At 60.2% G+C, this 11,715-nt stretch carries 12 protein-coding genes; 7 read left to right on the plus strand and 5 right to left on the minus strand.

The annotated features are described in order from the left end of the window. Positions 1 to 80: 80 nt before the first annotated feature. On the minus strand, positions 81 to 491 hold the full coding sequence (locus QMX91_RS23805) for a GNAT family N-acetyltransferase (RefSeq protein ID WP_134787165.1): 411 nt from the start codon (positions 489 to 491) through the stop codon (positions 81 to 83). A gap of 324 nt (positions 492 to 815) precedes the next feature. On the opposite strand from QMX91_RS23805, the gene QMX91_RS23810 reads away from it, so the two are divergent. The 4 genes from QMX91_RS23810 to QMX91_RS23825 all read left to right on the plus strand — a co-directional run bounded on the left by QMX91_RS23810 (position 816) and on the right by QMX91_RS23825 (position 4,368). Further along, positions 816 to 1,757, plus strand: a complete 942-nt coding sequence (locus QMX91_RS23810; RefSeq protein WP_282413473.1) for a fatty acid desaturase — start codon at positions 816 to 818, stop codon at positions 1,755 to 1,757. A gap of 157 nt (positions 1,758 to 1,914) precedes the next feature. Then, the gene (locus tag QMX91_RS23815; RefSeq protein WP_282413474.1) at positions 1,915 to 2,706 is read left to right on the plus strand and encodes a PhnD/SsuA/transferrin family substrate-binding protein; all 792 of its coding nucleotides are present in this window, start codon (positions 1,915 to 1,917) and stop codon (positions 2,704 to 2,706) included. A 124-nt stretch (positions 2,707 to 2,830) separates the two neighbouring features. Beyond that, positions 2,831 to 3,358 (plus strand): sigma-70 family RNA polymerase sigma factor, encoded by a 528-nt coding sequence (locus tag QMX91_RS23820; RefSeq protein ID WP_282413475.1) that lies wholly within the window; start codon positions 2,831 to 2,833, stop codon positions 3,356 to 3,358. Continuing rightward, complete coding sequence (locus QMX91_RS23825; protein ID WP_027612580.1) at positions 3,355 to 4,368, plus strand: ABC transporter substrate-binding protein; 1,014 nt, start codon at positions 3,355 to 3,357, stop codon at positions 4,366 to 4,368. Before QMX91_RS23820 ends, QMX91_RS23825 begins: the two co-directional genes overlap by 4 nt. A gap of 125 nt (positions 4,369 to 4,493) precedes the next feature. Here QMX91_RS23825 and gstA read toward each other — a convergent pair whose 3' ends face one another. Then, positions 4,494 to 5,087, minus strand: coding sequence for a glutathione transferase GstA (gene gstA, locus QMX91_RS23830; RefSeq protein WP_098965225.1), 594 nt, complete (start codon positions 5,085 to 5,087; stop codon positions 4,494 to 4,496). A gap of 99 nt (positions 5,088 to 5,186) precedes the next feature. Between gstA and QMX91_RS23835 the strand changes: the two genes are divergently transcribed. Next, positions 5,187 to 6,077 carry a LysR family transcriptional regulator gene (locus tag QMX91_RS23835; protein ID WP_139054347.1) on the plus strand — a complete coding sequence of 297 codons (891 nt, stop codon included), beginning with the start codon at positions 5,187 to 5,189 and terminating at the stop codon, positions 6,075 to 6,077. A gap of 406 nt (positions 6,078 to 6,483) precedes the next feature. Further along, positions 6,484 to 7,803, plus strand: coding sequence for a PAS domain-containing methyl-accepting chemotaxis protein (locus QMX91_RS23840; protein ID WP_282413476.1), 1,320 nt, complete (start codon positions 6,484 to 6,486; stop codon positions 7,801 to 7,803). A 126-nt stretch (positions 7,804 to 7,929) separates the two neighbouring features. Here the strand turns inward: QMX91_RS23840 and QMX91_RS23845 are convergent, their stop codons facing one another. The 3 genes from QMX91_RS23845 to QMX91_RS23855 all read right to left on the minus strand — a co-directional run bounded on the left by QMX91_RS23845 (position 7,930) and on the right by QMX91_RS23855 (position 10,633). Then, positions 7,930 to 8,487, minus strand: coding sequence for a hypothetical protein (locus QMX91_RS23845; protein WP_282413479.1), 558 nt, complete (start codon positions 8,485 to 8,487; stop codon positions 7,930 to 7,932). A gap of 155 nt (positions 8,488 to 8,642) precedes the next feature. Then, positions 8,643 to 10,067 carry an MFS transporter gene (locus tag QMX91_RS23850; RefSeq protein ID WP_282413477.1) on the minus strand — a complete coding sequence of 475 codons (1,425 nt, stop codon included), beginning with the start codon at positions 10,065 to 10,067 and terminating at the stop codon, positions 8,643 to 8,645. Between the two features lie 125 nt (positions 10,068 to 10,192). Continuing rightward, positions 10,193 to 10,633 (minus strand): PACE efflux transporter, encoded by a 441-nt coding sequence (locus tag QMX91_RS23855; RefSeq protein WP_095137077.1) that lies wholly within the window; start codon positions 10,631 to 10,633, stop codon positions 10,193 to 10,195. 122 nt (positions 10,634 to 10,755) lie between these two features. Between QMX91_RS23855 and QMX91_RS23860 the strand changes: the two genes are divergently transcribed. Next, positions 10,756 to 11,628: a LysR family transcriptional regulator gene (locus QMX91_RS23860; protein ID WP_282413478.1), complete on the plus strand. Its 873-nt coding sequence runs from the start codon at positions 10,756 to 10,758 to the stop codon at positions 11,626 to 11,628. Positions 11,629 to 11,715: the final 87 nt, after the last annotated feature.

An 11,715-nucleotide genomic window follows, 5' to 3' on the forward strand; every position in this document is an offset into this window, starting at 1 on the left:
CGCGAAGGCGTCGTATCAGTCAATTGATGCAGCGACTGACACGACGTCTTCGCGAGCAAGCCCGCTCCCACAATTGATTTTTATGGTTCCAGTTCCATCGCAATCATCGGCTTGCTCCGCGCATACCGGCTCAACCGCTCGGCCAGTGCGTAGGGCAGGGCGGGATCGAAACTGAAACCGCGCCGCTCGTAAAACCCGCGCAAGTCCGGATGACAGAACAGCCACACCGGCTCCTGCAAATCCTTCACCGCCGCCGTGATCAACTCTCCGGCGATCCCTTGCTCACGGCAGCCCGGATCAACAAACAATCCGGTCAACCAGTACCCGCCCGCCACCGGCCGCAAGCACAATGCGGCAACGATGTCCTCTCGACGGGCCACCCATAACTGCGCATCGCGCACCGCCTTCATCGACGATTGGTGGCTGCGGTAAAACTTGTTCATCAACGGCCACAAAGGCTCGTCGAGCAGGACGTATCGGGTATCGGGCATGGGATCGGACTGGCGGCGGGCAAAGCGCCGATTATAAAACAACGCGCGCCGCGCGATAGGTGTATACCTGAGCCTACATCCCTGTGAGTGGAGTACGCATCATGTCCAAAGGTATGGATTCAAAGAAAGCCGCGAAGAAGAAACCGGTGAAGACGGCGATTGAAAAGCGTGCAGAGAAGAAAGCCAAGAAGGTCGATATTTTCGGTCATTGATCACGTCCTTCGGGAGCCCGTCCCCCGGGCTCCCGTTTCAGCGCAAAAATAATCTGCAAGATTGCTCGGCTTCGTTGCACAGAAGGGGAAGATTCCCGTTCCGAGCCACGCCATGCCGAATTACTTCGACGCCGACCATCGCCAGCAGATCGAAACCCTGCGCCAGCGCTTCACTGCCCGCACCGAGTGGCCGACGTGGCTGCTGCTGATCGGCGTGTATGGCGGCTGGTTCGCGATCATCATCAACAGTCAGTGGCTCGGTCGCGGCTTGAGCACATTGCTGCTGATTCCGCTGCTGGTGCTGTGGCTGTCGGTGCAGCATGAGTTGCTGCATGGGCATCCGACCCGCTCGGTGCTTTTCAATAAAATCCTCGGTTATGCACCCTTTGCGGTGTGGTACCCGTATACCTTGTATCGCGACAGCCATCTGCTGCATCACCGCGATGAACACCTGACTGTGCCCGGCATCGATCCGGAAAGCCGTTATCTGACGGCCGTGCGTTGGCAGGGCAGTTCCTTGTTCGAACGCAGCCTGCACTGGCTGAATAAAACCGTAATCGGCCGCTTCATCATTGGTGCGCCGCTGGGATTGATCGCGCTGGCTGCCGAAGAACTGCAACGCCTGAAAAACCGCGAGCGTCAGACCTGGTTGATGTGGCTGACCCACGGTGCGTTCAGCGTGTTGATGCTGTGGTTTATCGCGCGCTTCAGCGTGTTGCCGGTCTGGCATTACCTGCTGCTGATCAGTGTGCCGGCACTGTCGATCGCGATGATCCGCTCCTACTATGAACACCGCCCGCACGCTCAACCGGAGCAGCGCACCGTGCTCAACGAGGCCGGTTGGCCGTGGCGCTGGCTGTTTCTGAATCTGAACTTCCATCTGGTGCATCACGACCTGCCGGGGCTGGCGTGGTACGACTTGCCAGCGGCCTACCGGATGCGCCGCGAGCAGTGGGTGGCGCGCAGTGGCGGGTTTCTGGTGCAGGGTTATGGGCAGTTGTGGCGGCAGCATGGATTCAGGCCGATCGACAGTCCGCAGCATCCTTTCCACTGACTTCAAAAACACCACAAAACCTCTGTGGGAGCGAGCTTGCTCGCGAATGCGGTAGAACAGTGACATGTCTGGTGTCTGACACACCGCTTTCGCGAGCAAGTCGAATCGTCGCACCGCCGCTCCCACAGGGGTAAGTATTTGCAGGGAAATAAAGTGTATGACCCAACACCATCTCGAACTGCTGATGTACACCGCCCCCGAGCCCATCCGCTTGGCCAACGAACGCTGGATCTCACGCATTCTCGAACACCTCGGCCATTCCCGCCTCAACGCCGCAAGCCTGTCGCTCCCCGAGCTTTGGTTATCCCCGGATCTGCTGCTGACCCAGACCTGCGGCTATCCCTTGATGACCTTGCTGCGCGATCAGGTACGCATCGTCGGTCGCCCGCGCTACGAATTGCCCGACGCCACTGCCGGCAATCATTGCAGCCTGATTCTCAGCCGTGCTGACGATTCGCGCGAAACCCTGGCGGACTTTCGCGGCAGTCGCGGGGTGATCAACAGTGACGACTCCAACAGCGGCATGAACCTGTTGCGCCATTGTCTGGCGCCGCTGCACCGCGACGGGCAGTTCTTCGGCGCGCTCGGCATCAGTGGCGCGCACCGCGAGAGTCTGCGTTGGGTGCGTGAGGGGCGCGCTGATCTGGCGGCGATCGACAGCGTGACCTATGCCTGCCTTGCGCAATACGCACCTGAGGAGGTCAACGGATTGCGGGTTGTGGCGCGTAGTGCGTTCAGCCCGACGTTGCCGTTTATCACCGCCGCGACTGCTACGAATGAGCAGATCGAACAGTTGCGCCGGGTAATGAATCAGGCGTTGCGTGAATTGCCTGATGTGGCGCAGATCCTCGGCTTGCCTGAAGTTTTGCCCGCCAGCGAAAGCGATTATCAGATCTTGCTCGACTATCAACGTGAGGCTGAAGAGTTGGGCTACGGCCGCTTGCGCTGAACAGCCTTATATCTCCAAAAAGAATATAAAAATGAAATATAAATATTATTAATGCATAAGGCGCCTTGCTACGATCGCGCCACCGGATCACCGGACATTCAGCGACCCTTACCCAGGAGCCCTTATGTCCGGCGCCGACACCGCTCACCGCAATCATCTCGACGCTCTGTTCCGCGCCCATTACCGCTGGCTGTGCACTTATCTGCGCCGGCAGTTGCACGACGCTGAAAGCGCGGAAGACATCGCTGCCGAAACCTTCGCGCAATTGCTTCAGGCGCCCAGTATCACGGCGATTCGCGAACCCCGCGCCATGCTCACCACGATTGCTCAGCGCTTGCTTTATCAGCGCTGGCGCCGGGCGGATCTGGAGCGCCGGCATGCGCAGCAGATCGACGTCGAGGTCGCTATCTCGCCTGAAGACCTCGCGCAACTGAGCCAGACCCTCAAGCGCCTCGATCACAGCCTGCAACGCCTGCCCGGCAAGGTCCGTTCGACCTTCCTGCTGGCACGGATCGATGGCCTGACCTATCCGCAAATCGCCGCCGAACTGGGCATCTCTCAGCGTTCGGTCAGCGTTTACATGAGCCGCTCCCAAGCCCTGTGCGACCGCCACAGCGCCAACCAAATCCTGACAGACAAGAGGTCCGCATGAGATCAATCAAAACCCTGCTCGGCCGTTCGTTACTGGCGCTGAGCCTGAGCGTCGGCGCTGTTTCGGCGGCGGAAAAAACCGCACCGATCCACTTCGGTGACATCACCTGGGAAAGCGGCAGTTTCATCACCGAAGTGCTGCGCCTGATCGTCGAAAAAGGTTACGGCTACCCGACCGACACGCTGCCGGGCAGCACCGTCAGCCTGGAAGCGGCGCTGGCGAAAAACGATATTCAGGTGATCGGCGAGGAATGGGCCGGGCGCAGTCCGGCGTGGGTCAAGGCCGCCAATGAAGGCAAGGTGTTCGGCCTTGGCGACACGGTCAAGGGCGCGACCGAGGGCTGGTGGGTGCCGGAATACGTGATCAAGGGCGACCCCGAGCGCGGGATCAAACCATTGGCACCGGAGCTGAAATCGGTGGCCGACCTGCCGCGCTACAAGGACGTGTTCCGCGACCCGGAAGACCCGCGCCGTGGACGCTTCCTCAACAGCCCGACCGGCTGGACCTCGGAGATCGTCAACAGCCAGAAGCTCAAGGCCTATGCGCTGACCGACAGCTACGTCAACTTCCGCACCGGCTCCGGCGCGGCGCTGGATGCCGAGGTGGCGTCGTCGATCAAACGCGGCAAACCGGTGCTGTTCTATTACTGGTCGCCGACGCCGCTGCTCGGTCGCTTCAAACTGGTGAAGCTCGAAGAGCCACCGTTCGATGCTGAAGCCTGGAAAACCCTGGCCGATGCCAACAACCCGAATCCCAAGGGCACCCGCTCGATGCCGGCCAGCCTGGCGATTGGCGTGTCGGCGCCGTTCAAGGCGCAATACCCGGAGCTGGTGTCGTTCTTCGAGAAAGTCGATTTGCCGATTGATCTGCTGAACCAGACGCTGGCCGGGATGAGCGAAAAACGCCAGCCACCACGGCAGGTAGCCGAAGCATTTTTACGCGATCAGCCGCAGGTGTGGAGGGCGTGGGTGCCGGGTGAGGTGGCGAGCAAGGTGACGGCGGGGCTTTGAGTTTCTCCCGGTTGATCTGCGTTGTTTGAACGGACGCCTTCGCGAGCAAGCCCGCTCCCACAGGGGGATCGTGCACGCCACAAATCCAGTGTGGGAGCGGGCTTGCTCGCGAATGATCTAAAGACTTACGCCGCTTCCGCCGCCAACGCCGCGATCACGGTCGGCCGCTGCTCGACGCGCGCCTGAAACCGCGCCAGTGCCGGCCACTGCGCCAGTTCGATCCCGAACAACCCGGCCCAGCGCAACACCACAAACAACAAGGCATCCGCGACGCTGAAGCCGCTCGGCAACAGATACTCCTGCTGCTCCAGCACCCTGACCAACACCGCAAAACGCTTGAACAACTTCTCCTTGATCACCTCGGCCGGCAACCGCTCATCGAACAGCGCGCCGAGGCTGCCGTGGATCTCGCTCGAAATGAAATTCAGCCACTCCTGCAAACGCAGCCGTTCGAAACTGCCGGGCGCCGGCGCCAGCCCTGACTGTGGTTGAAGATCCGCCAGATATTGCAGGATCACCGGGCCTTCGGTCAGCACCGCGCCGTCGTCCAGTTGCAGGGCCGCGACGTAGCCCTTGGGATTGATCGCGAGAAAGTCTTCGCCGCTGGCCGTGCGCTTGCTGCGATTGTCGACGCGGATCAGCACGAAGGGCAGTTTCAGTTCGCGCAACACAATGTGCGGCGCCAGTGAACAGGCTTGCGGGGCGTAATACAGCTTCATCGGCAGCTCTCTGGTGAGGAATTGGCGCCAGTGTCATAGTGCGCCGCACCCTCGGTAAAATTAATCTTTCAGAAAGCAGCCATAAGGACAGCTACTGCCATGATGAACCTGATGCATTGGCGGCTGGTGGTCGCCGTCGCCGATCACGGCAACATCACCCGCGCGGCCGAGCGGGTCGGCATGACCCAGTCCGGCGCGAGCCAGGCTTTGGCGTTGATGGAGGAAACCCTCGGCGTGCAACTGTTCAGCCGCGAAAGCCGACAGACCTTGCCCACCGCCATCGGCCTGCCGGTGATCGAGCAGGCGCGGCTGATGCTCGGCGCCCTAGAGACCATTCGCCAGACCGTCGACAGCGTGCGCCCGATGCTGCGCGGGACAATTCGTCTGGCGAGTTTTCCCATGGTGCTGGCGAGTTTTCTGCCGCCGCTGTTGCGCCAGTTCAATCGGCTGTATCCGGGGATCGAAGTGGTGGCGCTGGAGGTCAGCGACGACGAGGTGGAAACCTTGCTGGCGGCCGGTCTGGTGGATGTTGGTGTGGTGCTCAACCCGGCGCCCGAGCGCAATGCCGGGCCGTTGGGCCGTGATGAATGGGTGGCGGTCGTGCCGGCAGGGCACCCTTTGGCGCTGCGGGGGATCGAGCAGGGCGTCAGCCTGCAAGAACTGACGGCGCTGCCCTTTGTGCTGGCCACCGGCGGTTGCTCGACCAACGCTCGCAGCCTCGCCGCTGAAGCCGGGTTGCAGTTGCAGGACGTGCGGGTCGAGGTGCGCGAATGGAGCAGCGCCTTCACGTTGGTGCGGGAAAATCTCGGCGTGACCCTGGTGCCGGAAATGACCTTGCCGGCCGAGCGTCAGGGCTTGCGCGTGATTGCCTTGCAGCCACGTATCGAACGGGTGTTTTCGCTGGTGCTGCCTTCGGGGCAGACGCCGTCAGCGACGGTGCAGGCGTTGCTGGATCTGGTGGCGGAGACGGCAGTCGCGACAGCTCGCTGAACCGTTTCTTGTGCAAAAAGTGCCAGATACTGGCCGACTAGTGGCCTTGCGCACGGCATGGCGCTGGCTATGCTAGCTGTAACTAACTATGTCGACCGTCATCTGTTAGCCGTGATTTCAACGCTGCCAGAGTGCGCAACCCAAGGCACCGGACACTGAACCAACAAGGAGCAAGTTGTACATGGAAGTTTTCTGCACGTTAGGGCTGGCCCGCTGCTGGGCTATCAAGAGAAGGATGTCTTGATTAGAGCGTTGCTGCATGGACCCTCGGATTAAAACATCATTTATCACCTGACAACTTCCTCCCGTGGAGGAATGCGTGTGCCTGTTCTGTGGAACGTAGTGGTGGATGCTGAAAGACCTGACTTTCATCAAATCAAAAGACCGCGCGGAAGGTGATACAACCATGTTCAACCTACATCACAAGGCTGACCTGCAGGAAATCGAGCGTTTCAGCTGCGCCTTGACCGAAGCCAACGCCAAGCTCGAAGCGATCAGCCGCTCGATGGCGATGATCGAATTTACCCCCGAAGGCATTGTTCTGGATGCCAACGAAAACTTCTGCAAGACCATGGGTTATAGCGCCGAGGAAGTGCGCGGCAAACATCATCGGATCTTTTGCGAAGAAGCGTTTTACCGCAGCGAGGAGTACGCCAGATTGTGGCGCGACCTGGCCCGGGGTGAACCGATCAGCGGCACGTTTCTGCGCTTGAACAAGTCCGGCAAGGAGATCTGGCTGGAAGCCAGTTACATGCCGGTGTACGGCCCGGACAAACAAGTCAAAAGTGTCATCAAAGTGGCCTCGGACATCACCGCCCGGGTCAACAAAGAGCACGAAGAAGAAAGCATGCTGGCGGCGATCAGCCGTTCGATGGCGGTGATCGAGTTCACCCCGGACGGCAACGTGATTACCGCCAACGACAACTTTCTGAAAACCATGCAGTACTCGCTCAACGAAATCGTTGGCCATCACCACAGCATGTTCTGTCACCGTTCCGAATCCGAGTCGGCGCAATACAAGGCATTCTGGGCATCGCTCAATCGCGGCGAATATCACTCGCACCGTTTCGAGCGCAAGAACAAGTCCGGACAGATGGTTTATCTCGAAGCCTCGTACAACCCGCTGTTCGACACCAAGGGCCGTTTGTACAAAGTGGTGAAGTTCGCCAGCGACATCACCCAGCAGATGACTACCTTGCAGAACGCCGCGGAATCGGCCCACAGCACTTCGGTACAAAACGACGCCTGCGCGCAAAAAGGCTCACAGGTGGTGCAGCAAACCGTGCAGATCATTCAGGACATTTCCCGCGACCTCAACGAAGCGGCGCTGAGCATTGATGCGGTCAGCAAGCAGTCGGACATCATCGGCACCATCGTCCAGACCATCCGCGGCATCGCCGACCAGACCAACCTGCTGGCGCTCAACGCGGCCATCGAAGCGGCGCGAGCCGGTGAACACGGACGCGGTTTTGCGGTGGTGGCGGACGAGGTGCGCAGTCTCGCGGCACGGACCAGTCAGGCGACCCTGGAGATTGTCGAAGTGGTGCGCAAAAACCATGACCTGTCGCTGAGCGCGGTGTCGAGCATGCAGTCAAGCCTGAGCCGCACCGGGCTGGGTGTGGAACTGGCGAACGAGGCGGGGGAGGTGATTCTGGAGATTCAGCAGGGATCACGGCATGTGGTGGATGCGATCGGGCAGTTCAATGCGACGTTGCAGTTGAACTGACACCCATCAACAACGGTAGGAGTGAGCCTGCTCGCGATTGCGGTGCGTCAGTCACTGGATAAGTAACTGATGTATCGCTATCGCGAGCAGGCTCACTCCTACATTGGTGCCTAAGCAACTTTCAGATCACAGCGCTGCGAGAAACTTGTCCGCCAGTTTGTCGCTGTCTTTGACGTCATTGACGTTGTCTTTTTCCGCTTGCGCCAGCTTCATCTTGTCCTGCAGACGCTCGGCGATCTCTTTGCCGATGGCCAGTTGTTTCTCCGGCGGCATGGCTTTGATGTCGTCTTCGGTGATGCCCATGCTCTGAAGGATACTGTCGCGCAGGCGCTGTTCCGGCGATTTGCTCATGTAGTCCTTGAACGCGTCGGTGGCCGACGTGCCAGCGGGCTTGGAACTGGTGGTATCGGTGGTTTGCAGGCCGACACGGGTCTTGGCGAAGGCTTCGTCGACGTTATCGCTGATGCGCGTGGCGGCGGCCACTTGCTGGGTGGCGATCTGCGTGGCCGAATCCTCAACCTTGGAGGTCGCGTCGGTCGCTTGCGACGGGGCCTGGTTCTGCAGCGATTGCAGCATGGCGCCGTGCAGGCCGCTTTGCAGACCGGCAGCGGCGGTCGTGGTCGCGTCATCCGCCAGCCGCTTGGGCAGGTGGATGAGCTGCTGCTGTTTGGCACTGACCAACATCATGATGGAGACCTTTGGATAATTGCTGACGGGCATATCCGAGCAATTAGCGTGCCTTTAAAGAAAGTTCTTTTGTTTCAACGTGCTAGTGATCTTGCATGTGCAACAAAGCGGTCATCCCTTGCCGTCGGGCGGCAGAGGATGACCGTGTAGCCTCAGCGGTGGGCAATGTTTTCCAGCGCCAGATTGCGCGTGCGCGGGCCGAACCAGCCGATGGTCAGCATCACGATCAGCATGCTGCTGACAATGAACGCGAGCACCCCGGGCGTGCCGAAGTGGTCGAGGAACAGCCCGATCAACAGGCTGCTGAACACCGTCGACAAGCGACTGAACGAATAACAGAAGCCCACCGCCCGGGCGCGGATGTTGGTCGGGAACAGTTCGCTCTGGTACGAGTGATAACTGAAGCTCAGCCACGCATTGCAAAAGGTGATCATCACCCCGCAGAAGATCAGGCCGAAGGCGCTGGTCTGCAACGCGAACAGAGTGCCGAAGGTCATCGCGCCGAGGGCTGAGCCGACGATCTGCCACTTGTTCTCGAAACGGTTGGCGAACTTGACGAACAGCAACGGCCCGAGCGGGTAGGCGAGGGTGATGATGAACGCATACATCAGGCTGTGGGTGACGCTCACGCCCTGGCCGGACAGCAGCGCCGGCAGCCAGTTGCCGAAACCGAAGAAACCGATCGCCTGGAACACGTGAAACACGATCAGCATCAATGCCCGGCGCCGATATGGCGGCTGCCAGATGTCGGCAAAGCGGCCCTTGCCCTCGACATCCACGGGCACCGTTTCCGGAGCGTCCAGCGGTTGGCGGTGATCCTTCTCGCAGCGGGCTTCGATGTCGTCGAGAATCCTGTTCGCTTCATCGAAACGCCCATGTTGCGCCAGCCAGCGTGGCGACTCGGGAAGACGCTTGCGCAGCCACCAGATGAACAGTGCAAACACCGCACTCGCCAACACCACCCAACGCCAGCCGGACACACCGAACGGCGCCTGCGGCACCAGCCACCAGGACATGAGTGCCACAGCCGGCACCGAGAGAAACTGCATGAAAAAGGCGAAGGCAAACGCCGAACTGCGCATGCGTTTGGGCACCAGCTCCGAGAGGTAGGCGTCGATGGTCACCAGCTCGATCCCGAGGCCGATGCCCACCAGAAAGCGCATGCAGATAATGCCCAGCGCCGAGCTTTGAACGCCCATCAGCACCGTGGCCACGGTGTACCAGACCAGCGCAAAGGTGAAGATCGCGCGACGGCCGAATCGATCGGCCAACGGGCTGAGCAGGCTCGCGCCGAGGAACAGGCCGAGGAAGGTCGCCGACGCGAACGCTGCCTGATCGGAGAAGCCGAACACGCCCTGATTGCCGGTGGCGAAGATCCCGTCACGGATCAGCCCCGGACTGATGTAGGCGGTCTGGAACAAATCGTAGAGTTCGAAGAAACCACCAATCGACAACAGCGCCACCAGTCGCCAGATGGTGGCGACGGAGGGCAGGCGGTCGATGCGGGCGGAAATCTCGGCGGCGCGTATCGGGTCGATGCCGTCGCGTTGCGCGGCGGCGGGGGCGTGAGCAGTCATCTGCGGATCCATTTTTTATTGATGGAAAAGCTTAGCCTGCTATCGGAGTTGATGGGTTGTGAATTTCGGCGGTTAGCCCCGGAGAACCGCCGATTTCTTGCAATAACTGCTTACCAATTAACGATTTATGCCGCAGCGGTCGAATCGGGCAGCGCCGAGGCCGGCAAGCCGAAAATGCGATCGAACAGCCAGTTGAAGGCGAACGTGTAGCACGGGATGAAGATGATCAGCGCCAGATCCAACAGGAACGCCTGCACCAGACTGATGTTCATCCACCAGGCGATCAGCGGAATCAGGAACACGATCAGCGTCAGTTGAAAACCCACTGCATGAGCGATGCGCCGTTTGACCGTGCGGGTGCGCGATTTCTGGCGGCTTTCCCAGTGCTCGAACAGCGAGGTGTAGATGAAATTCCAGGTCACCGCGATGGTAGTAATGATCACCGCCAGCGGGCCGGTGCTGCCGGGCGACGTGCCGGACAACAGCGCCAGGCCTAGAGCGGAGAAGGTCATGCCGATCACTTCGTAGAGCGACACGTAGACCAGTTTGCGTTTGACGCCTTGCATGGGGATTTGCCTCTTTCTTGCAACGTGTTGGCCAGCGGGACTGGCGGAGACGGCAAAAGATAGCTTCAATAGGCGTGACAGAAAAAGTCAGTAGCTTTCAGTTTTGGTGATAGGTAGATGAAGTGAATTTCAACAGCGACAGCATCGAACTGTTCCTCGCAGTGATCGAGCGTGGCTCGTTTTCCGCTGCTGCCCGCGCTTTGGGGCGGGTGCCGTCGGCGGTGAGCATGGCTATCGGCAATCTGGAGGCGGAGCTTGGCTATGCCTTGTTCGATCGCAGCCACCGCGAACCGCAGCCGACGGCGATGGCGCTGTCACTGGTGCCCCACGCGCGGCTGATTGCCGAGCAGCTCAAGCAACTGCAAGTGCATGCGGTGGAGTTGTCGCTGGGGCTGGAGAGCAAGTTGTCGATTGGCGTGGTCGCGGACATTGACCGGCGCCGCTTGCTCGCCGCGATCAAGGTGATTGCCGAGCGTCATCCGTTGCTCGACATCGAAGTGCTGACCGCGCCGCAGGACGATGTGCTGGCGATGCTGCACAGTGGCCGCGTCAGCGTGTGTCTGGTGTTCGCCGGGTTGAGCATGAACGTGCTGGAGCGTTTTCAGTTTGTCGGCAGCGAACGGATGATCGCCACGCTGGCGGCGGACAGTCCGTTGTTGCAGGGGCAGGATCTGTTTCTCGAAGACCTGGTGCATGTGCGGCAGATCTTCGTCGCCAGTCGCGACTTGCCGATCAGCGAAACCCGACCGCTGGTGGCCGAATCGCATTGGCGCACCGACACCCTGGAGACTGCGCTGGAGATGGTCGAGGCAGGGCTGGGCTGGGGCAATTTCCCGTTGTCGGTGGTGCAGCCGTGCCTGGACAGCGGGCGCTTGAAGCGACTGAATTTTCGCAACATCGAAAACGGCCTGGTACTGCCGGTGCACGCGGTGTGGCTCAAGAGCCAGCCGCTGCAGAAGGGCGCGCTGGCGCTCGTCGAACTGCTCAGCCACTGAACCCAACACAAACCCCCTGTAGGAGTGAGCCTGCTCGCGATAGCGTTGTGTCAGGCGATGCATGTGTTGAATGACACACCGCTATCG

Origin of the sequence: Pseudomonas sp. PS01299 (genome assembly GCF_029960145.1) — a bacterium.
Lineage (GTDB): Bacteria > Pseudomonadota > Gammaproteobacteria > Pseudomonadales > Pseudomonadaceae > Aquipseudomonas > Aquipseudomonas putida_A.

Excerpts from the sequence above, each read along its gene's own strand:
- QMX91_RS23805 (WP_134787165.1), bottom strand. The coding sequence starts at position 491 with ATGCCCGATACCCGATACGTCCTGCTCGACGAGCCTTTGTGGCCGTTG.
- QMX91_RS23810 (WP_282413473.1), top strand. The coding sequence starts at position 816 with ATGCCGAATTACTTCGACGCCGACCATCGCCAGCAGATCGAAACCCTG.
- QMX91_RS23815 (WP_282413474.1), top strand. The coding sequence starts at position 1,915 with ATGACCCAACACCATCTCGAACTGCTGATGTACACCGCCCCCGAGCCC.
- QMX91_RS23820 (WP_282413475.1), top strand. The coding sequence starts at position 2,831 with ATGTCCGGCGCCGACACCGCTCACCGCAATCATCTCGACGCTCTGTTC.
- QMX91_RS23825 (WP_027612580.1), top strand. The coding sequence starts at position 3,355 with ATGAGATCAATCAAAACCCTGCTCGGCCGTTCGTTACTGGCGCTGAGC.
- gstA (WP_098965225.1), bottom strand. The coding sequence starts at position 5,087 with ATGAAGCTGTATTACGCCCCGCAAGCCTGTTCACTGGCGCCGCACATT.
- QMX91_RS23835 (WP_139054347.1), top strand. The coding sequence starts at position 5,187 with ATGATGAACCTGATGCATTGGCGGCTGGTGGTCGCCGTCGCCGATCAC.
- QMX91_RS23840 (WP_282413476.1), top strand. The coding sequence starts at position 6,484 with ATGTTCAACCTACATCACAAGGCTGACCTGCAGGAAATCGAGCGTTTC.
- QMX91_RS23845 (WP_282413479.1), bottom strand. The coding sequence starts at position 8,487 with ATGTTGGTCAGTGCCAAACAGCAGCAGCTCATCCACCTGCCCAAGCGG.
- QMX91_RS23850 (WP_282413477.1), bottom strand. The coding sequence starts at position 10,067 with ATGACTGCTCACGCCCCCGCCGCCGCGCAACGCGACGGCATCGACCCG.
- QMX91_RS23855 (WP_095137077.1), bottom strand. The coding sequence starts at position 10,633 with ATGCAAGGCGTCAAACGCAAACTGGTCTACGTGTCGCTCTACGAAGTG.